Annotated in this window: 25 protein-coding genes and 1 tRNA gene; 15 read left to right on the top strand and 11 right to left on the bottom strand. The window is 64.3% G+C overall.

Annotated features, from left to right (window positions below):
- Position 1 precedes the first annotated feature (1 nt).
- The 3 genes from P2T60_RS12405 to P2T60_RS12395 all read right to left on the bottom strand — a co-directional run bounded on the left by P2T60_RS12405 (position 2) and on the right by P2T60_RS12395 (position 2061).
- Complete coding sequence (locus P2T60_RS12405; protein ID WP_276279564.1) at positions 2 to 601, bottom strand: hypothetical protein; 600 nt, start codon at positions 599 to 601, stop codon at positions 2 to 4.
- A gap of 187 nt (positions 602 to 788) precedes the next feature.
- Positions 789 to 1502: a DNA repair and recombination protein RadB gene (gene radB / locus P2T60_RS12400; RefSeq protein WP_276279563.1), complete on the bottom strand. Its 714-nt coding sequence runs from the start codon at positions 1500 to 1502 to the stop codon at positions 789 to 791.
- Between the two features lie 109 nt (positions 1503 to 1611).
- Positions 1612 to 2061: a DUF2240 family protein gene (locus tag P2T60_RS12395; protein ID WP_276279562.1), complete on the bottom strand. Its 450-nt coding sequence runs from the start codon at positions 2059 to 2061 to the stop codon at positions 1612 to 1614.
- Between the two features lie 352 nt (positions 2062 to 2413).
- Between P2T60_RS12395 and P2T60_RS12390 the strand changes: the two genes are divergently transcribed.
- Positions 2414 to 3349, top strand: coding sequence for an HFX_2341 family transcriptional regulator (locus P2T60_RS12390; RefSeq protein WP_276279561.1), 936 nt, complete (start codon positions 2414 to 2416; stop codon positions 3347 to 3349).
- On the opposite strand, the gene P2T60_RS12385 is transcribed toward P2T60_RS12390, so the two are convergent.
- Positions 3350 to 4072 (bottom strand): DUF1405 domain-containing protein, encoded by a 723-nt coding sequence (locus tag P2T60_RS12385; protein WP_276279560.1) that lies wholly within the window; start codon positions 4070 to 4072, stop codon positions 3350 to 3352.
- A gap of 112 nt (positions 4073 to 4184) precedes the next feature.
- Here P2T60_RS12385 and P2T60_RS12380 point away from each other — a divergent pair, with 112 nt between their 5' ends.
- The 3 genes from P2T60_RS12380 (at position 4185) to pdxS (ending at position 6194) form a co-directional block, all read left to right on the top strand.
- Positions 4185 to 4901 (top strand): hypothetical protein, encoded by a 717-nt coding sequence (locus tag P2T60_RS12380; RefSeq protein ID WP_276279559.1) that lies wholly within the window; start codon positions 4185 to 4187, stop codon positions 4899 to 4901.
- Between the two features lie 79 nt (positions 4902 to 4980).
- A complete protein-coding gene (locus P2T60_RS12375) occupies positions 4981 to 5166 on the top strand; it encodes a hypothetical protein (protein WP_276279558.1) in 186 nt (61 codons plus the stop codon).
- A gap of 119 nt (positions 5167 to 5285) precedes the next feature.
- Positions 5286 to 6194, top strand: a complete 909-nt coding sequence (pdxS, locus tag P2T60_RS12370; protein WP_276279557.1) for a pyridoxal 5'-phosphate synthase lyase subunit PdxS — start codon at positions 5286 to 5288, stop codon at positions 6192 to 6194.
- Positions 6195 to 6227: 33 nt separating this feature from the next.
- Here pdxS and P2T60_RS12365 read toward each other — a convergent pair whose 3' ends face one another.
- Positions 6228 to 7112, bottom strand: coding sequence for a homoserine kinase (locus P2T60_RS12365; protein ID WP_276279556.1), 885 nt, complete (start codon positions 7110 to 7112; stop codon positions 6228 to 6230).
- A gap of 128 nt (positions 7113 to 7240) precedes the next feature.
- Here P2T60_RS12365 and P2T60_RS12360 point away from each other — a divergent pair, with 128 nt between their 5' ends.
- From P2T60_RS12360 to P2T60_RS12330, 7 genes are all read left to right on the top strand, one after another.
- On the top strand, positions 7241 to 7885 hold the full coding sequence (locus P2T60_RS12360) for an adenylate kinase (protein WP_276279555.1): 645 nt from the start codon (positions 7241 to 7243) through the stop codon (positions 7883 to 7885).
- Positions 7886 to 8228: 343 nt separating this feature from the next.
- The gene (locus P2T60_RS12355; RefSeq protein ID WP_276279554.1) at positions 8229 to 9140 is read left to right on the top strand and encodes a DUF106 domain-containing protein; all 912 of its coding nucleotides are present in this window, start codon (positions 8229 to 8231) and stop codon (positions 9138 to 9140) included.
- A gap of 148 nt (positions 9141 to 9288) precedes the next feature.
- Positions 9289 to 9864, top strand: coding sequence for a (d)CMP kinase (cmk, locus tag P2T60_RS12350; RefSeq protein WP_276279553.1), 576 nt, complete (start codon positions 9289 to 9291; stop codon positions 9862 to 9864).
- 4 nt (positions 9865 to 9868) lie between these two features.
- On the top strand, positions 9869 to 10738 hold the full coding sequence (locus tag P2T60_RS12345; RefSeq protein ID WP_276279552.1) for an RNA-guided pseudouridylation complex pseudouridine synthase subunit Cbf5: 870 nt from the start codon (positions 9869 to 9871) through the stop codon (positions 10736 to 10738).
- A 465-nt stretch (positions 10739 to 11203) separates the two neighbouring features.
- Complete coding sequence (locus P2T60_RS12340; protein WP_276279551.1) at positions 11204 to 12367, top strand: succinylglutamate desuccinylase/aspartoacylase family protein; 1164 nt, start codon at positions 11204 to 11206, stop codon at positions 12365 to 12367.
- Between the two features lie 72 nt (positions 12368 to 12439).
- Positions 12440 to 12510, top strand: a tRNA-Pro gene (locus P2T60_RS12335).
- 313 nt (positions 12511 to 12823) lie between these two features.
- Complete coding sequence (locus tag P2T60_RS12330) at positions 12824 to 13891, top strand: beta-keto acid cleavage family enzyme (protein WP_276279550.1); 1068 nt, start codon at positions 12824 to 12826, stop codon at positions 13889 to 13891.
- A 13-nt stretch (positions 13892 to 13904) separates the two neighbouring features.
- Here P2T60_RS12330 and P2T60_RS12325 read toward each other — a convergent pair whose 3' ends face one another.
- Positions 13905 to 14435: a hypothetical protein gene (locus tag P2T60_RS12325; RefSeq protein WP_276279549.1), complete on the bottom strand. Its 531-nt coding sequence runs from the start codon at positions 14433 to 14435 to the stop codon at positions 13905 to 13907.
- Positions 14436 to 14630: 195 nt separating this feature from the next.
- Between P2T60_RS12325 and P2T60_RS12320 the strand changes: the two genes are divergently transcribed.
- Complete coding sequence (locus P2T60_RS12320; protein WP_276279548.1) at positions 14631 to 15326, top strand: hypothetical protein; 696 nt, start codon at positions 14631 to 14633, stop codon at positions 15324 to 15326.
- Between the two features lie 17 nt (positions 15327 to 15343).
- Here P2T60_RS12320 and P2T60_RS12315 read toward each other — a convergent pair whose 3' ends face one another.
- From P2T60_RS12315 to P2T60_RS12305, 3 genes are read right to left on the bottom strand one after another with little or no spacing between them, the layout of a single operon-like run.
- Complete coding sequence (locus P2T60_RS12315) at positions 15344 to 15526, bottom strand: hypothetical protein (RefSeq protein WP_276279547.1); 183 nt, start codon at positions 15524 to 15526, stop codon at positions 15344 to 15346.
- Positions 15523 to 15849, bottom strand: coding sequence for a hypothetical protein (locus P2T60_RS12310; protein WP_276279546.1), 327 nt, complete (start codon positions 15847 to 15849; stop codon positions 15523 to 15525). The genes P2T60_RS12315 and P2T60_RS12310 overlap by 4 nt, the downstream gene beginning before the upstream one ends.
- Positions 15795 to 16097, bottom strand: a complete 303-nt coding sequence (locus P2T60_RS12305) for a hypothetical protein (protein ID WP_276279545.1) — start codon at positions 16095 to 16097, stop codon at positions 15795 to 15797. The genes P2T60_RS12310 and P2T60_RS12305 overlap by 55 nt, the downstream gene beginning before the upstream one ends.
- Before the next feature lie 22 nt (positions 16098 to 16119).
- Between P2T60_RS12305 and P2T60_RS12300 the strand changes: the two genes are divergently transcribed.
- The gene (locus P2T60_RS12300; RefSeq protein WP_276279544.1) at positions 16120 to 16449 is read left to right on the top strand and encodes a transcription factor S; all 330 of its coding nucleotides are present in this window, start codon (positions 16120 to 16122) and stop codon (positions 16447 to 16449) included.
- A gap of 163 nt (positions 16450 to 16612) precedes the next feature.
- Here P2T60_RS12300 and P2T60_RS12295 read toward each other — a convergent pair whose 3' ends face one another.
- A complete protein-coding gene (locus P2T60_RS12295) occupies positions 16613 to 17002 on the bottom strand; it encodes a DCC1-like thiol-disulfide oxidoreductase family protein (RefSeq protein WP_276279543.1) in 390 nt (129 codons plus the stop codon).
- A gap of 172 nt (positions 17003 to 17174) precedes the next feature.
- Between P2T60_RS12295 and P2T60_RS12290 the strand changes: the two genes are divergently transcribed.
- On the top strand, positions 17175 to 18176 hold the full coding sequence (locus tag P2T60_RS12290) for a hypothetical protein (protein ID WP_276279542.1): 1002 nt from the start codon (positions 17175 to 17177) through the stop codon (positions 18174 to 18176).
- Positions 18177 to 18465: 289 nt separating this feature from the next.
- Here the strand turns inward: P2T60_RS12290 and P2T60_RS12285 are convergent, their stop codons facing one another.
- Complete coding sequence (locus P2T60_RS12285; protein ID WP_276279541.1) at positions 18466 to 19995, bottom strand: RAD55 family ATPase; 1530 nt, start codon at positions 19993 to 19995, stop codon at positions 18466 to 18468.
- A 153-nt stretch (positions 19996 to 20148) separates the two neighbouring features.
- On the opposite strand from P2T60_RS12285, the gene ppc reads away from it, so the two are divergent.
- The gene (gene ppc / locus P2T60_RS12280) at positions 20149 to 22842 is read left to right on the top strand and encodes a phosphoenolpyruvate carboxylase (protein ID WP_276279540.1); all 2694 of its coding nucleotides are present in this window, start codon (positions 20149 to 20151) and stop codon (positions 22840 to 22842) included.
- Positions 22843 to 22874: the final 32 nt, after the last annotated feature.

Raw genomic sequence — 22874 nt, 5'->3', positions numbered from 1 at the left:
CTTACTCGCAGGCGACCGACTCGGCGACTGCGCGCAACTCCGCTTCGCCGAACTCGTCGGTGAACTGCTGGACGCTGACGCGATAGACGTAGCCGTCGCACTCCCAGAGGAATTTCCCGCCGGAGTCCTCGGCGACGTAGCGCGCGTCGTGGTCGCCGACGGTCGTCGCGTTTCCGGCGGTCAGGTCGTCGGCCGACTCGTTCTCGGCCTTCCGAGCCGAGAGGACGTTTTCCAGACTCCCGTTCTCGGCGTCGTGGTAGGCCGCGGCGACGTACTCGCTGTCGGCGAGTTCCATCACGATACCGCTCTCGAAGGCGAACCGGCTCGGGACCTCGGGGTCGGGAACCGAGAACGAGGCGTTCGCCGCGAGCGCTTCGGGCGTCTCGTAGGTGCGGTGGCGCGGGGCGGCGTCGGTCGTCCGGGTCGTGGCGACTTCGGTCGTCGCGGCGTCCGTCGTCGGCGTTTCGACGGTGGCCGGAGCCGTCTCGGGCGTGGTCGTCTCGGAGACAGTGGTCGTTTCGGGCGCGCCCGCGGACCCGCCGAGGCATCCCGACAGGACGAGCGAACACGCGAGGGCGGCCACGACGAGGCGGCGCGTCATCTCGGAACCTCCCGCGGCGGCGTCGATTCGGAGGGGCGATACGGTCGAACGGGGACGGGACAGTTCATCTCTCGAACCCCGCCGGAGGTTCGACCCCGCCGCACATGTGAGACCCGGCCGTTCGAACTCGCCGGGAACCGGGGCGGGGGCCTATATGTTAGTGAGTAGTAGTCTTCTAGTTGGTAGTTCAGACGCCGGGCACGTCCTCGACGCCTTCGATTCCGGCGTCGGTAATCCGGAACTGGGCTTTCTCGCCCGCGGGTCTGGCGCGGTGCTTTTCGAGGGTCGCGCGCCGGTTGCCGCCGCGGAATCGCTCGATGCGGACCACGGTGCCGGTCCAGTGTTCGAGGGTGTGGCCCCCGAGCGGTCGGGCGCGGTCACCGTCCGGGTCGGTGTAGACCTGATTCGTGAGGACGACCGCGAGGTCGTGTTTCCGGGCCAGCGAGAGGAGGTGGGTGACCTGACTGGCGACTTCCCGGAGGGCCTCGCCGCCCTCCTCGTCCTCGGCGCGTTCGAGTCGGTAGAACCCGGTCGCGCTGTCGAGGACCACGAGGTCGGCGCGTTCGGCGAGTTCGGCGGTGTCCCGGACGGCCTCCTCCTGCTCGGCGAAGTCGTAGGCCTCCTTGACGATGATGCGGGAGGTCAGGGCTTCGATGTCGGCGTCGGTGCCGTCCGCTCGGGCCTCGGCGACCTGCTCGAACCGCGCCAGCGACAGTCCCTCGGTGTCGATGTAGACCGCGGTGTCGCCCTCGGCGGCGACTTCGACCGCCGCGCCGAGCGCGACGTTTGTCTTTCCGGCCGCGGGCGGCCCGTACACCTGCGTCACGGTTCCGGTCTCGAATCCGCCGCCCAGCAGGTCGTCGAGCGGTCCGCATCCGGTCGGGATTGCCTCTTCGTTCACGGAGTCGGGTTGGGCCTACCCGGTCAAAAGGCTCCGGATTCGGGTCACCGCTCGAACTCCGGTGTGCGGTCGCTCGTCCCGCCGGACCCCGCTTCGCAGTCGCTCGCGTCTAGTCCGCTTTCAACTCCTCTCGCGCGTCGGCGGCCTCCGCGCTCGCGTCCACGCCGCGCCGCCGGGCGTACACCACCGCCGCGGCTTCGATGGTCACGCCGAGGCGACTCTGGAGTTCGTTGATTTCGGCCACCGCGGTCTGTTTGTCGGTCCCGGCCGAGACCACCTTGTCGAGCAACTTCTCGAACGTCGATTGCTCCTGTAGGATGGACTCGTCGGGGACGAACTCCTCGGGAATCTCCACCTCGTCGGCGTCGAACTCCGCGACCACCTCGCCGTCGCTCCGGGCCAGCAGGCCCTGTCCGGCCGCCACGTCGATGAGACGCTCGGCTTGGTCGGGCGAGAACCAGTCGCGGTCCAGCGACAGCGCGACGACGAACTCGCTCTCGGGCATCGATTCGGTGCCCTTCTGCTGGAACGGGGCGGCGACTGCGCTTCGGAGACTCATTCGGGTTTAGTGGTGTCGGAGTAGTGGGTAAAGGTGGCGGTTCTTCGGTGAGGCGGATTTGTCGGTGCTTCTCGCACCGCGGAAGTTGGAACCGCGGTTCGTCTCCCGGCGGTCGCTGAGCGACATCTCTTCGGTTCGCTGGCGCTCACCTCAGAGAGGGGTCGCTCAGACGACCACGGGCCGACGGCCCGCGAGCAGGCGGCCCCTTTATCCCACCCGCGGTGGTTGGGCGGTCGAGCTTTTGCCGGTGGTCTGGTCGGCCGGGCGCGCTTTCGGTGGCCTCCTTTCCAGTAGCGCCGTCGAGTACCGCGAAAGCTTGGGGTTTAACCCCCCTACGGCGCTACAGTCGCACATGCAAACCCACATCGTTCCGGTCGGGTTCGACTACGACCGGCTCATCGCGCCCCTCGTGCGCGACCAGTTGGACGTGGACCGCGTTATCCTGCTGGAGGGTGCGGTCGGGAGCGAGGCCAACGTCGAGTACTCTCAGAACCTCTCTCAGAAGTTGGAACAGGACTTCCGGAACCTGCTCGGTGCGACCACCGAGCGAGTCGTCGTCGCCGACGTGTACGACTACGACGCCGCCTTCGAACAGGCCTACGACCTCATCAACGCGGAGTTGGACGAGGGCCGCGAGGTGTGGGTCAACATCTCGGCGATGCCCCGGACCGTCAGTTTCGCGTTTGCGACCGCGGCCCACTCCGTGATGGTCGAACGCGAGCAGGACCGCGAGAAGATTCACACCTACTACACCGCCCCGGAGAAGTACCTCGAAACCGAACTCGCCGAGGAACTCCGCCGACAGGTTGACCTGCTCGAAGACCTCTCCGGCAGGACCGGGACCGACGCGCCCGGCGAGGTCACGGACGAGCGCGTCGAACAGCGCCTCGACAGCGCCCGCGGCCTCCTCTCGGAGTTCGACGAGCGGGGCACCACTATCGGCGCGAAGCGCGTCGGCGACGGCCACATCGCCGAGATTCCGGTCGCCTCGTTCTCCAACGTCAAACCCTTCGAAGAGGTCATCCTGTTCAAACTCGGCGAGGAAGGGGAGTTCGAGTCGGTCTCGGAACTCGCCGAAGCCCTCGCCAGCGAACTCGACGAGGAGTACACCGACAGCTTTCGCTCGAAGGTCATCTACAACGTCGATAGGTTGGGACCGGGCGGGAAAGGGTACATCGAACAGGAGGAACACGGGAAGTCCTACCGGACACGCCTGTCCCGAATCGGCGAGTTGTGGGTCCGAGCGCACGCCAACGGCGACGTTCTTGACGGGTCCGACAGGGCGTAACTACAGTCTCGCTTCCAACTTCTTCACCCGCGTCGAGAGCGCCAGAAACGTCGCCGCGACCGTAATCACGACGGCTCCGGCCGCCGCGATTTCGTGGGTCGGCGAGGGGTGGGAGAACCCGCGCACCGTCTCAAGCACTTCTTGGCCCGGAAGCGCGGTGTGGTGGGGGGTGCCGACGACGGGGAGGAAGTAGTCCACCACGTCGTTGAAGAGGTACCAGACCACCGCGACGAACACCGCGCCGACCGGGAAGTCGCTGTACCGATGAATCAGGAACGCCTCGGCGACCATCCCGAGGTGGCTCCAGAACAGGAAGTTGTACATCAGCACCGAGTTGTACGAGAACCCCTCCATGAACGCCAGCAGGGTGAACGGCGTCCAGAGACCGAGTTTGAGACACCCGAAAAAGGCCAGCGCGTTGACCACCTCCGAGTTCCGGCCGAGTTTCCAGAGCGCGAGGCTGGCCGCGATGAAGAACGTCGCCACCGGACTGTCGGGGACGAACGGCCACATCACCGGCGGTTCGACCGCGAACTGCCACGTGACGAGGGGGTCCGACAGCGGAAGCGGGTGGAAGCCGTAGTACCAGAAACCGAACGCGGTCCCGGCGAGGTTGACCGCGACGATGACCCACGCGAACCGGAGGGCGAAGTCCTCCAGCGACTCCGGCAGGGGGGCGACGTATCGCGGCAGGTCGGCCCGGTCGGGGAGCGGCACGGACATATGCCGACCGTCGGACGGTCGCGGCAAATCCTTGCCGGTTCCGATTCTTCCGATGTCTAGAAATAGTCTATTCCGACACATATATTGTCTATGTTCTTTCTTATCATAAACGATGTTACTTCGGTCGGTTTACGCAACGGCTCTGTTAGTGGCGGCGGCAGTCTGTCTTCTCTCGTTTCTGTTCACCGGAATGGTGATTCTCTTACTCAAAACTGTCACGAGCCGAGTGCGGAAGACTATACTTAAAACCATCATCGGTGCTATCCTCTTGTTTCCTACACTACTCTTCCTGCTCAAAGATTCGACCGGCGAATCGAGTTCGAAACTCTTCAGACGAGAATTCATCACGCTAGTCGCACTCGACGTAGCCATCACTCAGCACTTCTTCGTCATCGTCGGCTACTCGATGACCGCAGTTCTGTTCTCGATACTCGGAAGTATAGCTACTGGTACCTTTGTCGGAAATCTTCAAGCGTGGGTAACTCTAGGTAGTGTCGGGGCTACGAGTCCCTCGAAGTGGGTCTCGTTTCTACTCGGCGGATACGGGATGATTGGTATCGCTCTGCTCGTTAGTTTGATAATCAACACGTACAGCGACATCGTGGACGAATTTCCCCGCACTGCGACGGAGATGCAACAGTACCTCTCGACTGTCATCTACGACGACGAAATCGACGAAGACAACATCTCGTTGCACGATATGCCGGAAGACGTGAAGGGTTCGCTCGTCAAAACGATGGTCGGAGACTCGATAGAGGACGTAATTGAAAAGGGATATTTGGGAAATCCGACATTCTCGCGCGTGTGGACGTGGCTACGTAATCGATAAGAGTAGTTCAGAAGTATAAATGTAACAAAACTTTTAACCGGTGCCGTCCAAGGCATGGACACGAATCGGAGGGGGACGGATGAAAGAAACAAAGCTCAAAGAACGACGGGACACCTTCGAGAGTCGTGGCGAAGAGTATCAGGAGGCGATGAAGACTATCGCCGACTACAGCCGTGACGACTGCAACGACTGCGTCTCCCGAGAAGAGTACGAAGACGCGCTAGACACGGTTAAACAGTATCAGCGGTCGAACTTTCACGTTTAGTCCCTGCTTTCGGGTTTATCGAACGTCCAGCGCCGTAGTCCCCGCCTTCGAACTTCTTCCGTGAGTCGTTGCTACGACCAATCGGTACGCATTAACCCGTCGCGTTCTCATTTCCAGACATGGCCGAAGAAACCGACATCGAGCAACTCAAGCGAGGTAGCGAACTCGTCAAGCGCGGGTTCGCTCGGATGCAGAAGGGCGGCGTCATCATGGACGTGGTGAACCGCGAGCAGGCCCGCATCGCCGAGGACGCGGGTGCCGTCGCGGTGATGGCGCTGGAAGCGGTTCCGGCCGACATCCGCAAGCGCGGCGGCGTCGCGCGGATGGCCGACCCCGCCGACGTGGAGGAAATCATCGACGAGGTGTCCATCCCGGTGATGGGCAAGTCCCGAATCGGCCACACCAAGGAGGCCGAGATTCTGGAGGCGGTCGGCGTGGACATGATAGACGAGTCGGAGGTGCTGACGCCCGCCGACGACCGCTACCACATCGACAAGCGCGAGTTCACCTCGCCGTTCGTCTGCGGCGCGCGCAACCTCGGCGAGGCCCTGCGCCGCATCGAGGAGGGCGCGGCGATGATTCGCACGAAGGGCGAAGCGGGCACCGGCGACGTGAATCAGGCGGTCCACCACCAGCGCGCCATCAAGGGCGCGATTCGCAAAATCGAGGGCATGACCAAGGAAGAGCGCGAGGCCTTCGCCCGCGAAATCGAGGCCCCCGCTCCACTCGTCCACGAGACTGCCGAGGAGGGTCGCCTCCCGGTCGTCAACTTCGCGGCGGGCGGCATCGCCACGCCCGCGGACGCCGCGCTGATGATGCACCACGGGTGCGACGGCATCTTCGTCGGGTCGGGCATCTTCGGTGCCGAGGACCCCGAGGCGATGGCCGACGCCATCGTGGAGGCGACGAACAACTGGGACGACCCCGAGCGACTCGCGTCCATCAGCAAGAACATCGGGTCGGGCATGAAAGGCGAGGCAAACGCCGACCTGCCCGAAGACGAGAAGTTGCAGGGCCGCGGGAACTGAACGCGGGTTTCCTAACGAATTCTCTTTTTTGCGCTACGCGCGATGGAGTTCCGCCCCATCCCCGATTTCGGTCTGGTAGGCGCACGCATCCACCCCAGCGTCCTCGAACGCGCCGACCATCGCCGAGGCGACGGCCCGGCGCTGACCGCGGCGGCGACACACCGCCAAGACGCCCGGACCCGCGCCAGAGACGGTGACGCCGGTCGCGCCTGCCTCGCTCGCGGCCTCGGCCACCGCGTCGTAGCCGTCGATGAGTTCCGCGCGGGCAGGTGTGACTACGGGGTCGGTCAGGCCCCGACCGACGAGTTCGGGGTCGTCCCGACACATCCCCGCGACCAGCGTCGAGGCGTTGCCCACCGTCTCGACCATCTGGTCCATCTCGACCGACTCGGGAACGACGCGGCGGGCGTCGCGGGTCGAGACGACAGTCTCGGGCAGGCAGACCACGACCGGCAGGTCGGCGTCGATTGTCGTGATGCCCGCGTCGGTGACGACGGTGAACCCGCCCAGAATCGAGGGGGCCACGTTGTCGGCGTGGGCCTCGCCCGAGACGACCGCCTCGCCCTCGGCCGCAAGCCAGACGAGTTCCTCGCGGGAGAGTCCCCGGTCGTAGAGTTCGTTCAGCGCGACCGCCGCACCAGCGGCGCTGGCGGCCGACGAACCGAGACCCGACGAGGGTCGAACTCCTTTGTCGATTCGGATGTGAGCGGGCGCGTCGAGTTCGCGGGCGACCACGCCCGCGGTGTTCTCCGCCGGGTCGGTCGGGACGTACTCCGCGCCCGCGCCGGTCACTTCGATGGTGGTCTCGCTCGCTCGTTCGACCCGCACCACGTCCGCGGGGCGGGTCAACGCCGCCCCGAACACGTCGAAGCCACTGCCGAGATTCGCCGTCGTCGCCGGGGCCCGCACCGTAAGCATGGCCGTGCATAATCAGGGCCAAATCAAAAACTTGCCGGGGTCGTCTCGACGTGTGTGAGTGCTGACTAAACCGGGTCACGCTGTCCGCTTTCTTTAAGCCTTTATGCGAGGGCGATGGAGTTGCAGACATGAACCCGCACGTTCTGATACTCGGCGCGCCGGGCGCAGGCAAAGGAACCCAGAGCGACCGCATCGTCGAGGAGTTCGGCGTCGAACACGTCACGACGGGTGACGCCCTCCGGTCGAACAAGCAGATGGACATCGGACACCTCGGCTTGGAGTACGACACGCCGGGCGAGTACATGGACCAAGGCGAACTCGTCCCCGACGAAGTGGTCAACGAAATCGTCGAAAAGGCGCTGTCGGACGCCGACGGCTACGTGCTGGACGGCTACCCCCGAAACCTCGACCAAGCCGAACACCTCTCGGACATCACGACCCTCGACGCAGTTCTCTACCTCGACGTGGACGAGGACGTACTGGTCGAGCGACTGACCGGCCGTCGGGTCTGCGAGGAGTGCGGCGCGGCCTACCACGTCGATTTCAATCCGCCGGAGGAAGAGGGCGTCTGCGACAAGTGCGGCGGCGACCTCTATCAGCGCGAGGACGACACCGAGGAGACCGCCCGCGAGCGAATCCGGGTCTACGAGGAGAACACCGCGCCGGTCGTAGAGTTCTACGACGACGTTGGGAGTCTGGTCCGCATCGACGGCGAACAGACCCCCGACGAGGTGTGGGACGACGTGAAGATGGCCCTCGAAGAACACGCCTGAGAGCCGCGTCTTTTCGTAGTTTTGGTGTCGCGCACTTCTTTCTGTTTTGCACGCTGTTTTCGGTTCGCACACTTCTTTCTGTTTCGCACACTGTTTCCGACTCACGCTGGCGCGGCGCACGCGCCGCGCCAGCGCACAGACCTCTACGGAAACGCCCATCACGTCTACGGAAACGCCCATCACGTCAGAACTATCCTGCGTTCTGCGAAGCGGAAACGTGGCTAAGACGTGCCTCGTCCGTTCCGAGTGCCGGTCGTCTGACAGTCCCGGCGAGCCGACGATTCGAAACGAGTCGCACACGAGAGCGAAACTTGATTAACCGGGGGATTCCAAATCGTCCACAATGGCACGGACCGCGGACAAAATCGAGTCGCTCATCGCCGACGACCCGGCGATGGCCGACGCCTTAGCGGTCGTCTACGACCGCACCGACGGCGGCTCGGACCGCATCGAGTGGGCCGACGTGAACGACGAACTCACGAGCGGCCAGTGGGGTCGCCTCATCGAAAAGGACGTGTTGGAGAGCGTCGGCGACGAGTTCCGACTCGCCGACCCCGCCGCCGTCGAGACGGCGCTGGACGACGAACCGACGACGACCACGGTCACGACCGACACCGACGCCGACGACCTCGACGCCGACGAGTCGTCGTGGACCAAGTGGGACAAACTGGCGGCCGTCGGTGCCGCCGGACTGTTCCTCGGCTACTCCCAGACGGCGGTTCGGGACGTCGTCGGGGGCACCGTGGACTTGCTGTTGGGTCCCATCGACGGCGTGGTGCCCTTCTACATGGTCGTGTTGGTCGTGGCGGTACTGACGGGGCTGTTCACCACCCTCCTGCAAGCGAACCTGATGGACATGGAGAAGATGAGCGCGTATCAGGAGCGCATGAAGGCGATTCAGGAGAAGCGCAAGCAGGCCAAAGAGCGCGGCGACGACGAGGCCCTCGAACAGATTCGGGAGGAGCAGATGGACGCCATGGGCGACCAGTTGGGCATGTTCAAAGAGCAGTTCCGCCCGATGGTGTGGACGATGTTCTTCACCATCCCGGTGTTCCTCTGGATATACTGGATGGTGCTGGACGGCCACGTCTCCTCGGGCGAGTGGACCATCGTCGCGCCCCTCATCGGCGAAGCGCGCTGGACGACGAAGGTCCTCGGCCCGATGCAGCTCTGGATTGTCTGGTACTTCCTCTGCTCGATGAGTTTCACGCAGGTCCTCCGGAAGGCGCTGAACATCCAGACGACCCCGACGTGAGGTCGGGTTCCGTTTTTTTCTTCGCGTCACCGTCACGGTGTCTCTCGAAGCTCCCGCCCGGCGACGGCGTGCCGTCGCCGGGCGGCGAATCCACTGCCGGATGACGCAAGTTCAAAACCTCTTTCATACCCCCGCTCCGAGATGGGATATGCTAATTACCGTGTCTGGACCGCCGGGGAGCGGCAAGAGTACGACCGCCTCCAAACTGGCCGAGGCGCTCGACCTCGACCACGTTAGCGGCGGGGACATCTTCCGGGAACTCGCCGACGAGCGAGGCTACACGACGCTGGAGTTCAACAAACTCGCGGAGGAAGACGACCAAATCGACCGCGACTTGGACCGGCGACTCCGGTCGATTGCGGCCGAACGCGACGACGTGGTGCTGGAGTCCCGACTCGCCGGGTGGCTTGCGGGCGACCACGCCGACTTCCGAATCTGGCTCGACGCGCCGCTCTCGGTGCGCGCCGAACGCATCGCCGACCGCGAGGACAAGTCGGTCGAGGAGACCCGCGAGGAGACCGCCGCACGGCAGGGGAGCGAGGCCGACCGCTACGCCGAGTACTACGACATCGACATCACCGACCTGACTATCTACGACCTCTCGGTCAACACCGCGCGGTGGGACGCCGATTCGGTGCTGGAGATGCTCGTGACCGCCGTGGGCGACTACGACGCCGCGACCGACGAAGGCAAGTACCCCGTGGACGCGACCTACGACTTCTGACGCCATGCTCCGCCGACCTCCCGACGAACGGTCGCCCGACGAACTGCTCGCGTTCGGCGTCGTGAACCTCGACAAACCGCCCGGTCCCTCGGCCCATCAGGTCGCGGCGTGGGTGCGGGACCTAGCCGGGGTCGAACAGGCCGCCCACGCCGGGACGCTCGACCCGAAAGTCACCGGCTGTCTGCCGGTGCTGACCGGCGCGGCAACTCGCCTCTCGCAGGTGTTTCTGGAGGGTGCCAAGGAGTACGTCACGGTGTTGGAACTCCACGACGACCCGCCGGGAGACATCAAGGCCGTCGTCTCGGAGTTCGAGGGACCGCTCTACCAGAAGCCCCCGCGCAAGAGCGCGGTGGCGCGCCGACTCCGCGTCCGGGAGGTGTACGACCTCGACCTGCTAGAGGTCCGGGACCGGCAGGCGCTCCTGCGGATTCGGTGCGAGAGCGGCACCTACATCCGGAAGCTCTGTCACGACATCGGTCTGGCGCTCGGCACCGGCGCGCACATGGGCCACCTGCGCCGGACCGGAACGGACCCCTTCGACGACTCGACGCTGGTGACGATGGAGGACTTCGCCGATGGGTTGGCCAGATGGCGCGAGGACGAAACGGACGACTGGCTACGCGAGGCGGTCCAACCGGCCGAGCGCGCGCTGGCCCACCTTCCGGCAGTCACCGTCGCGCCGAGCGCCGCCGAAGAGGTGGCGCAGGGAGCACAGGTGTACGCGCCGGGCGTGTTGGAGTCTGAGGAAGCGGACGACGGGCAGTTGGTCGCGTGCTTCACACCCGACGACGCGGCGGTGTGCTTGGGCCGGATGGTCGGCGATGCTGATGCAGAGGCGGGACTAGTGGTGGAGTTGGAGCGCGTGTTGTTGTAGGTTGACGGCGGAGTCGCTTCGACAATCTATATATCTACCTTCCGTGGTTTGAGTTTCCTCATCAGATTCTATTTCGTTCTTTAAGAATTATTTCTGTTGCTCCGCGCTCCGGTGGACGCTACTCCCTGCGGCGTGACCGCTCTCCACCGCGACGACTCGGGACGCACCGCCACAGCACCGCGACGATTCGGAGACGCTAGCTTCAGGCTTGAACCAATGAAGACCGCACCGCACAGCACCGCAACCGCGAACCACACGCCTCCCCAACCGACTCCTTCGCTCCTTGCAGTCGCTCAGTCGTCCCTCGCGCGGTGGGCGCGGCCACTTGCGGGCCGCGCCCGCGCGCCGGGGAGGATAGAAAGGCCCGTCCAGCGCGCGCCGGTTGGAACCACGGTGTGAACCCCCGTACCGACCCCGGCCTGCCGCCACGCCCACCTTTTTGCTCCCGCCCGGACACCTCCCTGCATGCAACTCGGAACCGCGGAATCCGTCCCCGGCGAACTCGCTACCGGGTGGTTCGACGCCACCGAACTCCCGACCGGCACCCCCGAGCGACTCCCCGTCGTCGTCGCGGAGGGCGAGGAAGACGGCCCGACGCTCTGGATTACGGCCGCCATCCACGGCAACGAGGTGACGGGGATGGCCGTCGCTCAAGACGTGATGACCGGCGAGTTGGCCGAGGAAATCCGGGGCACCGTCGTCTGTCTCCCGAACCTCAACCCGGCGGGCCTGCGTCGCAACTCTCGGACCTCCTACTACGACGACGAGGACCCCAACCGCTACTTCCCCGACCCCGACGCCGAGCAGACCCGGCCCCCGAGCGTCCAGCAACTCGTGGACGAGCGCATCTACGAGGCGTTCGCCGACTCCGCGGACGCCCTCGTGGACCTCCACACCGCCCACGTCGGGTCGATGCCGTTCCTGATTCGGGACCGAGTTCTCTACGGCGAGAGCGAGGCCCGACGCGCCTCGGAGAGTCGAGCGGCGGAGCCGCGAGACTGGCGCACGGAAGCGGAGGCCCGCGAACTCGCCGCCGAACTCGAATCGCTCGTCGAGGCGTTCGGCATGCCCGTGGTCAACGAGTACGCCGCCGCGGAGTACACCGAACAGAACCTCCAGCGTTCGACCGCTGGCGCGGCCCTGAACAACGCCGGAATCCCGGCGTTCACCGCGGAGTTGGGCGGCCACGCCGTCGTGGAGGAGGACGTTCGCGCCGCGGGCGTCGAGGGCGTCCGGAACGTCATGCGCGAACTCGGCGTACTCCCCGGCGACCCCGACCCCGCCGCGGTGGGTCCCGAGGCACCGGTCGAGTTCCCGGTCAAGCGCGCGGTCCACCCCCACACCGACGCGCCGGGCATCGCGCGCCACCGCGTCGAGGCGGGCGACGTAATCGAGGCGGGCGACCCGATTGCGGACATCTGCACGCCCCACGGCGACCGGAAGACCACCGCCGAGTCCGACCACGACGGCTACGTCCTCGGCCGAATGCACGGCGTCGCGGCCTACGAGAACGACGCGCTGGCGAGTCTGGCGGTCCGGGACGACGGCGATTTGGTCGTCCCGCGGGACCCGGACGCCGGGGACGACGACCGGACCGACTCCGACGCCGCGGCCGACGACTCGGGGTGAAATCGCTCGACGCGAAACGAAGCGCTTAACTCACGGACGCACTTTTGTCGAATTGCACGCGAAGTGCATTGCGGGACCGTGGGGTAGCGGTATCCTCAGCCGATGGGGTCGGTTGGACCTGAGTTCGAATCTCGGCGGTCCCACTTTTCACGAAGCAACACGCGACGAGAGGCGTCTTTCTCTCGTCGAGTTCGCCTACCTTCTGACAGATTGGCATTTTCGAGCGGCGACTGTCGAACGTCGGTCGGGCGAGAGCCGGAGATAATTTCGATGTGACAAGACCGGCGTGCTATCGAACCCTTGACAACGAGTCTCTAGGCAAAACGATGATGTTAGAAACCGAGCGTTACTCGGCGTTCTCGTTCCTAGCCGGAGTGTTTTGAAAGATAATCATTTACCAATTTATTTTCATCAGAGCAAATATTTAAGTATTTAGCAGACGGTTGTCTGAATGTAATGTCCTCGCACAGCTCGAACCCCGACGCTGACGACGGTCGGCCGGACGAGGTGCCTCTTCACCGGAACCTCTACGACGACCTCTCGTTCAACGAGTTGGAGCCGTCGCCGACGTTCACCGAAGAGGCCGCCAAGCAGTTCTTCCCGGTTCACGAGGAGGAACGCATCGACACGATGGACAGTCCGGTCGTCATCGAGTGTGCCTATCCGGGGTGGCAACCCGGCGGGGACCACTACCCGGCGGTCCCCGAGACCAAAGGCGAGCAGATTCAGGAACTCGTTGATAGCGTTGAGGCGGGGGCCGCCGCGGTCCACGTCCACCCGCGCGACGAGGACGGCCGTCCCCAGTGGAACGACAACGACCTGTTGGTGGACGTTCTCGACCCGGTGTTCGAGGAGTGTGGCGATGTCGTGACGTTCAGTCAGGGGTGGAGTACTAGCCCCCACGCCGATTACGTCACCGGCGTCCACGACTTGCTCGAACGCGGCGACGGCAACAAGTACTGTCAGGGCGGGGTCGTCCTGCCGCCGGGTCTGTTCGGTGCGGGGTCGCTCCACTCGATTTCGACCATCAAGGAGGCGGTCCGCTACTACGAGGACAACGGCGTCAAGCCAATCTTCCAGCTCTACGACACTCACGTCCTGCGCGACCTGAAACACCACCTCATCGAGGACGACGAACTGGAGTGGGACCCCTACATCATGAGCCTCCGGGCCGGGTCCCACCACTCCCAGACCACGAACAACGACCCGTGGTCGTACTTCAAGGTCATCTCGGAGATATACAACGTCCGCCAGTCCGTCGAGGACAGCGTGGTCGGACTCTACCCCGGCGGTCGGAACTGGCTTCCGATGCTGATGATGGGACTGGTCGCGGGGGCCAACGTCATCCGGGTCGGCATCGAGGACGCCTACTGGATGTACCCCCACAAGGACGAACTCATCCAGAAGAACTCCGAAGTCGTGGAGATGGCCGTCGAAATCGCCGAGATGCTCGGCCGGGAGGTCATCACCGACCCCGACCGCGCGCGGGAGTTCCTCGGCATGAAGTACACGTCACCTCGCTGACGCGCCGACTACCTCACCACGAAATCTGGTACGTTCGGGTTTCGCCTTCGCTGGTCTGTTCGATGCGGACGAACGCGCCTTCGCCGCTGAACTTCTCGGCCACCGCCTGAATCAGGCCCTCGTCGAGTTCCGGCGGGTAGGGGTTCTTACACTCCATGATGCCGCCCGAGTCGCCCGTCCTCTCGAACTCGTAGTAGCCGATTTCGCCGCCGCGGTGGTTCATCTGGTACACGTCGTCGAGTGCGTGCATCCCGTCTTCGACGGTTTCGACATCTTCGGGCCACTCGACGACGTTCGGAATCTCCGACCCGATTTTCGTCACCGTCTTCGGGCCGACGGTATCGACGAGTTCCGCGAAAGCGTCGAGGTACGACTGCATCGAGTACCACTCGCCTTCGGTCGGTTCCGGCAAGCCGTGGTTGGCGAGAATTTCGAGCGCGCGCTCTTTGTACGCGCTGGAGAACTGTCCAACGCCTTCTACGATGGACTGGACCGACCGCCCGTTGACCTCGGCTTCGGAACTGAATGCTTTGTACTCAGGCATAGTAGCCCGTTCTTGTTTATTTCACTTAGTTTTATGGTCGGTAATCTATTAATTATGATAGTTGATGACATAGTGTCGGTATCGACCCGAAAACGACCACTAGCGGTGGAAGTCACCGATTTTCTGGGTCGCGTCTCGGAGTTGTGGCGCATTTCCTAGGTTAATTTTATAATAAAACCGAGAGACCTAATTCCCATGAGCAGCGATAGGTACGCGATAGATGATGTCGCCTTCATCGGTCGGACGGTGGAGGAGTACGAACACATGTTCGACCTTGACCTCTCGGCGTGGGAAGGTCAGTCGGTCCTCGACTGTCCCGGCGGCGCGTGCGCGTTCGTCGCGGAGGCGAACACGCGCGACATCGACGCGGTTGGCGTGGACATACTGTACGACGTACCGCCCGACGAACTACACGAGAAATGTGAGTCAGACGTAGACACCGCTATCGCGGGATTCGAGGGCGTCGAAGACCAGTTCATCTGGGAGTTCTACGACGACGTGGCCGACGTGCGCGCCCACTGGACCGCCGCTTATCAGGAGTTCATCGCGGACTACGCCGACCGGTTCGACACCGACCGCTACGTCGACGCCCAGTTGCCGGACCTGCCGTTCGAGGACGACTCGTTTTCGCTGGTCCTCTCGGCCAATCTCATGTTCCTGTACATGGAGAAGTTCGACTACGAGTTTCACGAGCAGTCGCTACTGGAACTCGCCCGCGTCGCGAGCGACGAAGTTCGGGTCTACCCCCTCGAACGCTTCGACGGCAAGCGCTACCCGCGACTGGACGAACTCCGCGAGGTGCTGGCCGACGAGGGGTACGAGACGGAACTTCGGCCGGTCCCGTTCCGGTTCCAGCACGGGGCCGAGGAACTCCTCCGAATCGAGGTCTGAATCCCACAGGCCGACACTCAGCGCCCGCGGCCGGTAGTTCGACCGGCCTTCGGACCGGCGGGGTCGCCAGTACAGGTTATCCGGACCTCGCGGGACAGTCGGACCGAAACGTCGCCGCCGCGAACGGCGGCGACGACCCGAACAGCGAAGACTTCGGCGTTCTCCCCGTTGTTCGCGCAGGTCACGTCCGCGACTATCACCTTCGTCGCTCCCCCGTCTTCCGCGACGACCGACTCGTTTTGACCCGCGGCGGTCGGGGGTCGCCGCTCCCGACGACCCGGACCACCGAGACCGAAAGCGACCCGTCGCCGAACTGGTTTCGGAGCGACAGGAGTCGGACGCGCCGATGGACGCCGTTCGAGAGCGACCGACTGCCGTGGTCGATTTCGAGGAGTGCGTCGTCGCCCGTGACCACGACCCGGAGACCGCGGTCGGTGTCGGCCGAGGTGAATTCGCCGGTGCCGACGGTCAACACGGCCACACCGAGCAGTGCGAGCGCGAGCGAGACGCGCCTCGTCGCCATCTCCGTTCGGTCTCCGGCGGGGCCTCGCCCGCGCCGAGTTTCGTCCGTCGCGCGTAGTAGTGGTGGACGAGCGCCGACACCCCGAACATCGTCGTGAGGAACGCCGCCCGCGCCGCGTCCGAGAGCAGGATGAAGGGGTACGCGCCGACCCAGAGCGCCCCGACCAGCGCGGCCCCCACCGCCGAGAGACCGACGTAGCACTTGCTCCACGGAATCACAGAGAGCGCGGCGAACGTGGCGCTTATCACGCACCACCGACTACGCCCGCCCATGCAATTCTGCGACGAGTGCGGTTCCATGATGAAGTCCATGGGGTCGAAGATGATTTGCACGAACGACGACTGTCAAGACACCACGGACAAAGACGAGGAGAAGGCCGCCGAGTTCGTCTCGACCGAGGAACAGGGCGACTCGGAAGTCATCGAAACCTCCGAGGACGCCAACTTCGAGGGCAAACCCACTGCCGAGGACGTGACCTGCGACGAGTGCGGCCACGGCAAGGCGTGGTACACCATCAAGCAGACCGGCGCGGCCGACGAACCGCCGACGCGCTTTTTCAAGTGTCAGGAGTGCGGCCACCGCTGGCGAGGGTACAGTTGAACCGACTCCGGAAATACACGCACAGGTAATGAACACCGCGTTCGACCCACTCTATCTCGGCGACTCCACTCCGCCCGAGAGCGCCCCGAGACCAGCAGGTAGCGGTCCCGCGAGTGCGCGGGTCGGGTCGTTGCCGGGACCGGGCCGAATCTGCGATTCGGCCCTACTCGTTTTCGTCGGACTGCTCGCGCGCCGGGGGCGTCTTCGAGACGACGACGCCGAGGTCGCCGCGCCGGTCGGCAATCTCGCGGTAGAGGGCCTCTCGGAGGTGTTCGTAGTCCTCGAAGTTGCGGAGGAACCGGACCACCGGACGGAAGTCCTCGCCGACCGCCGACCGGACGAACGCCTGTTCGAGCGACTCGCCACAGGAGTACACCTCGTCGTCGGTCAGGAGGTGAGCGCACTCCTCGTAGTCGTCGGGGAGTCGCCCGCGCTCTTCGTCGGTGAGTTCGGTGAAGCCGACGACTCGGAAGTTCGACCGGTTCGCGAAGAAGTCGGCCCACCACGTACAGAAGCCACAGTCGTCGTCGAAGACGAGGGTCGCGTCGTCCATATCTCAAGAGACGAACGTGGGTCACTAATTCCTACTGAAAACGACCGGAGCGGACTGCGGTTTCGCTATCGTTACAACTCTACTCTAGTTTCCTTCAGTTCGAAGGCTGAAGAGCAGTTGCACCAAACACCAAGGTATAAATATCGGCGCTGAATGTCTGACAGTGGAAACAATGGGAGCGGACGTGACGGAACTCGTCGAGGCGGTAACCTCGTCAGACGAACCTGCCGAGGTCGAGAGCATTTCGGGCCACGAACTACCGCCCGAGGTGCAGGCGTTGATAGACGAGTACGACACTTTCGAGGGGAGTCGAGATTCGTTTCTCTGGAAGTGGGTACACCGGTTGACGCCGCACTTCACGTTCTCGTTCGTTCCCGACGAACACGTAACCGACGTACGAACCGTCAAGACGCTGGCGACTATCTTCATCACGATTCTCGACGACTTCTTGGAGAAAGACCGAGACAGGGAGACGTTCGACGAGGCGGCCAAGATTCCCCACTCGGCCTACGAGATGGACGCCGACCGCGAGGAAGTCCAGACCGAGCAGTTGGAGTTCGCGCAGTTGGTGTGGGACGAACTCCAGAGCGTCTTGGACGACGCCCCGCGGTCGGAGTTCTACCTTCCGCTCTTCCGGTTCGACACCCAGCAGGCGGTCAACGCCATCGAGTACTCCTACTTCCTCGGTCAGTACCCCGAACTCGCCAACTATCAGGAGTTGACCGTCCACGAGTCGCACAACGTCATGATGTTCGCCTACGCGGACATCGACCTGATGTACGCGCCCGCGCTTCCGACCGACGACTTGGCCCAACTCCGGCGGATGGTGTGGGAGGCCCAGATGATGGCCCGCATCGGCAACTGGGTGGCGACGTGGGAACGCGAGATTCACGAGACCGACTTCAGTTCCGGTCCGGTGATATACGCCCTCGAAGAGGGGTTGCTCACCTACGAGGACCTCCAGCGACTCCGCGACAACCCCGAGTATCAGGCGGAAGTCGTCGAGCGACTCCGGGACGCCGACGTGGACGCCGCCTTCTTCGAACGGTGGCAGAGCCACTACGAGGAACTCGAACGCCTCGCCGAAGACCTCTCGTCAATCGACGCCTCGTCGTACGTCGAGGGGATGGAGACGGTCCTGCGGTACTTCATCTGGGGCAAAGGGAAAGTGTGACGGAGGTTGCTTTCCGTTTCTCTCGAAATTGTATACGTTTCCCCAAGAAACAATTTTGTTGCTTTCGGAATTGTATAGGCGTGCTTTGAGTGTCGGAGTGTGTGTCACAGGTAGAGCAACTGCGACCACAGGAACCGCCGTGACGAGCGCCCAGAAAGCCCCCGCCCGCGAGCGGGCGGCCCCTCTATCCCACCCTTTATCCCACCCTGTCGGCTGATTGGCCGAGCGTCTGCTGTCGGTTGGTCGGCCTGCAACCGCCCTCAGTATCCAAAAGTTCGACCCGCCCGGTTCACTTCGTCGGACGCGTGACTTCCACGAAGGGCGCGCTATCGACGTGGTTGACCACGCCCATCGACTTCGTGGTGCCCGCGAGCGACTTCTCGGCCTTGACGTACTGGATGTCGTTCTCGTGTTTCCACGTCCGGAACATGTGCTGGGCGTCGTAGACGAAGAACTCCGCGAGGTTCGTCTCCATCGTCTCGGGGTTGTGGATGTAGGTCACGGTGTCGGCGTCGAACGAGACGTTCTCTCGCGCCCAGTAGTAGAGTTCCCGGACCTGCGGGGCGTCGAACCACCGGAGGAACGCCTCGGTGTACACCAGCGCGAGAACCGGCCGGTCGCGCCGCGACGTGATGTCTTGGAGGACGCGCTTGACGAACGCCATCGACATCGTAGAACTCTTGGTCAAGATGCTACTGATGAGTCCGCTGGAGGAGGCCGCGTAGACGTTCTGGTGGTCGTTGTAGGCTTTCCAGACGTTGAACGAGTCCAACACGAACAGCGAGTTCGACGCCAGTAGCGTCGGAATGTCGTCTTCCCCGGCCGGGAGCATCGACTCGAACCGACTCGGCGTGAGCGACGGCGACGGGACGAGCCAGATTCCCATCCCCGAGTCGAGCGCGCTGGCGGCCATGCCGACCACGAGTCCGTCCACGAACGCCCGACCGTCGTGTTCGATGAGAACGCCGCTTCCCTTCGTGAGACCGCCGCTTATCTCGTCTAAGCCCTCGAACCCGGTCGAGATTACGTCATCGTCGTTCACGCCGAAGTCGTGGGTCCGGTTGTGCGGCGTCAGGTACACCCCCGACTCGCCGATTCCGAGTTCGTACTCGCGGGTGTCGTGGTCGATGCCGCGCATCTTGACGACTCGGAGGAACCGGCGGGGGTTGCCCTCGACCTGACTCCGCCGGAGTCGAATCACCCCGTGAGTCGAGAACTCCAAGACGGTCTCCGGAGCGAGTTGTCCGCCGGGGTCGTCCTCGCCGGACTCCGGCACGAGCGACTCGGCGGTGAGCAGAGAGGTGGCCTCGAACTCGTCGGTGAACAGTCGGACCAAATCGAGGATGGCGCGCTGAAAGAAGTGTGAGTCGCTCTCGATGCCCGCGAGACTCGCCGTGCTGTCGAAGACCACCCTGTCGCACGGCGCGAACCGCGAGAGGTACTCCTCTATGTACTGCATCTCGAAGGGCGCGGAGTACCCCTCCCCGAGAACTTCGTCGCCGTCGGTCGTCTGCATCGTCAGGTTCTGTTCGCCGTCTTCGATGGTCCGGCCGGTCCGAGCGTGGATGTGGACCAGCGTCAGGTTCGGGTGGTCCAACTCGAAGTCGAACTGGTCGAACGACGCCCGCAACTCCTCGGCGGTCTGTTCGGTCGAGACGTAGAGGCACTGGTCGCCGTCGGCCAGTCCCTCTTGGAGGAACTGCATAGCGAGGGTACTCTTTCCGACTCCCGGCCCGCCCGAGAGCAGTATCGAGCGATTCGTCGGGAATCCGCCGTCGAGAATCCGGTCTAAAACGTCGCTCCCCGTGGAGACTGGCATTTGTCGTAAGATTTCGGTCCCGCGACTTGAACTTAACACTTTACTTCCGCCGGTCCGCCGTCCTGACACAAAGAGAAAGATATTAACTCAGAGGCGAGTGGCAATTTTCACGGATTCCGGACGTTTTAGCCCCGTCACCACGTAGGGTGTGGTATGGAACTTCACGCCAGAGACGTACGTCGGGACGTGCGCGAACTCGGCGCGTTGCTCGGTGACGTGCTGGAAGCCCAGTCCTCGGCGGAAGCGTTCGAGACGGTCGAGTCCGTCCGGACCGAGGCCATCGACTACCGGCGCGGTGACGCCGAGAGTCGAGACGACCTGCGCGCCGACCTCGCGGACCTGCCGCCCGCCCGCGCGGGAGTCGTCGCCCGCGCGTTCGCCACCTACTTCGAACTCATCAACCTCGCCGAGGAGCGCGAACGCGTCCGAGCGATTCGGGAGGGGACCCAAGCGGGGACCCTCGCCGACAGCGTGGCCGAGACCGCCGACGTTCTCGCCGAGGCGGGCGCGGACGACGAGACGGTCCAGCAGGTGTTAGACGACGTGCTGGTCGAACCCACGTTCACGGCCCACCCGACCGAGGCCCGGCGCAAGACCGTGAAGGCCAAACTCCGGTCGGTCGCCGACGACTTGGAGACGCTGGACGAGCGCAGACTGACCGACCGCGAGGAGAAAGCGGTCGAGCGCGACCTCGAAGCCGAGGTCACGAGTCTCTGGCAGACCCCGCAAGTCCGCGAGCGCAGGCCCGACGTGACCGACGAGGCGTTGAACGTCCAGTGGTACCTCGAAAACACGCTGTTCGACGTGGTTGGCGAAGTGTACGACGAACTGGAGCGAGAACTCGGCGACCAGTTCGGGAAGATGGAGATTCCCAAACTCTTCGAGTTCCGGTCGTGGGCCGGGAGCGACCGGGACGGCAACCCCTACGTCACGCCGGAAGTCACAGCCGAGACGCTCGAACGCCAGCGCGAGGTCGTGGTGGCGCGCTACCGCGACGAGTGCAAGCGCCTCTCGGGCGTCCTGAGTCAGGCCGACCGGTCTATCGCGGTCGGCGACGACCTCCGCGAGCGAATCGAGACCGACCGCGAGCGCCTGCCCGGAGTCGCCGCGGAAGCCGAGGAACGCTACCCCGACGAACCCTACCGCCAGAAACTGAAGCTGATGCGCGAGCGACTCGACCGGGTGGGCGACGTGCGACCCGGCGGCTACGACGACGCCGACGAACTGCTCGCCGACGTGGACGCCATCATCGAGAGTCTCCGGGCCAACGGCGCGGAGACGGTCGCCGAGGCGAAGGTCGACCCCTTCCGGCGACGGGTCGCCACCTTCGGTCTCTCGCTGGCGAGTCTCGACCTGCGCGACCACCAACAGAACCACACGACCGCGGTTTCCGAGGCGCTGGCCCGCGAGGGAGTCGATTACGAGGCGATGGACGAGGACGAACGCGTCGAGACGCTGACCGAGGCTATCCTGCAGGACGACCCCATCGTGGACGTGTCCGACACCGACGACCTCTCGGAGGCCGCGGGTCGGGTCCTCACGCTGTTCGACCGGACCGCCGACTGGCAGGCCGAGTACGGCGTCGAGGCCATCGACACCTACTGCATCAGCATGACCGAGGAACCGAGCCACGTCCTCGAAGTCCTGTTCCTCGCGGACCAAGCCGGGGTCGTGGACCTGCCGGGCTACGCCGGAATCGACGTGGTGCCCCTGCTCGAAACCGAGTCGGCGCTGTCGGGTGCCCGCCGCATCATGGGCACCCTCTTCGAGAACGAGGCCTACGCCGCGGCGGTCGAGGCCCGCGGGGGAACCCAAGAAATCATGCTCGGCTATTCGGACTCCAACAAGGAGAACGGCTTCCTCGCCGCGAACTGGAGCCTCTACCGCAACCAGAAGCGCCTCGCTACCATCTGCGACGACCACGACGTGCGCCTGCGCCTGTTCCACGGACGGGGCGGGTCCATCTCGCGCGGCGGCGGGCCGATGAACGACGCCCTGCTCGCGTTGCCCAACGAGACGGTGACGGGCGAAGTCAAGTTCACCGAACAGGGCGAGGCCATCGCCGAGAAGTACGCCAACCCCCGCATCGCCGAGCGCAACCTCGAACAGATGCTCGACGCCCAAATCCGGGCGCGCCACGAGGCCATCCGGGAACCCACCGAGGACGTGCCCGAGGAGTGGTTCGACGCGATGGAGACCGCGGCCGACGCCGCCCGCGACGCCTACCGCGACCTGCTCGAAACCGAGGGGTTCGTCTCGTACTTCGAGGACGCGACCCCCATCGAGGTCATCGAGGAACTCAATCTGGGGTCGCGCCCGGCCTCGCGGTCGGGCGAGCGCACGGTCGAGGACCTGCGGGCCATCCCGTGGGTGTTCTCGTGGACGCAGGCCCGGTGTATCCTGCCGGGTTGGTTCTCGCTGGCGCAGGGGTTGGACGCCTACCTCGATTCCGGGGGCGACCTCGACGCGCTCCGGGAGATGTACGACGAGTGGCCGTTCTTCCGGACGACGCTCGACAACGCGGCACTCGCGCTGGCCCGGACCGACCTCGAAATCGCGGCCGAGTACGCCCAACTCGCCCCGAGCGACCGCCGGGAACGGTTCTTCCCGCGAATCGAGTCGGAGTACGACCGCGCGGTCGAACTCGTGACCGAGATTACCGAACGCGACAGTCTGCTCAAACGCGAGTGGCTCGAAGGCAGTCTCGGCCGTCGAAACCCCTACGTGGACCCCCTGAACCTGCTCCAGACTCAACTGCTCGCCCAGTCGCATCTGACGCCCGAAGAAGAGCGCACGCTTCGACTGACGGTCAAAGGAATCGCGGCCGGGATGAAGAATACGGGGTAGCGACGGGGAATCTGGATTCAGGGGGATTTAGA

Source organism: Halorussus caseinilyticus, assembly GCF_029338395.1.
In the GTDB taxonomy this organism is placed as follows: domain Archaea; phylum Halobacteriota; class Halobacteria; order Halobacteriales; family Haladaptataceae; genus Halorussus; species Halorussus caseinilyticus.
Note: the sequence above shows the minus strand (reverse complement) of the source record. Positions and strands in the feature narration are given on the sequence as shown.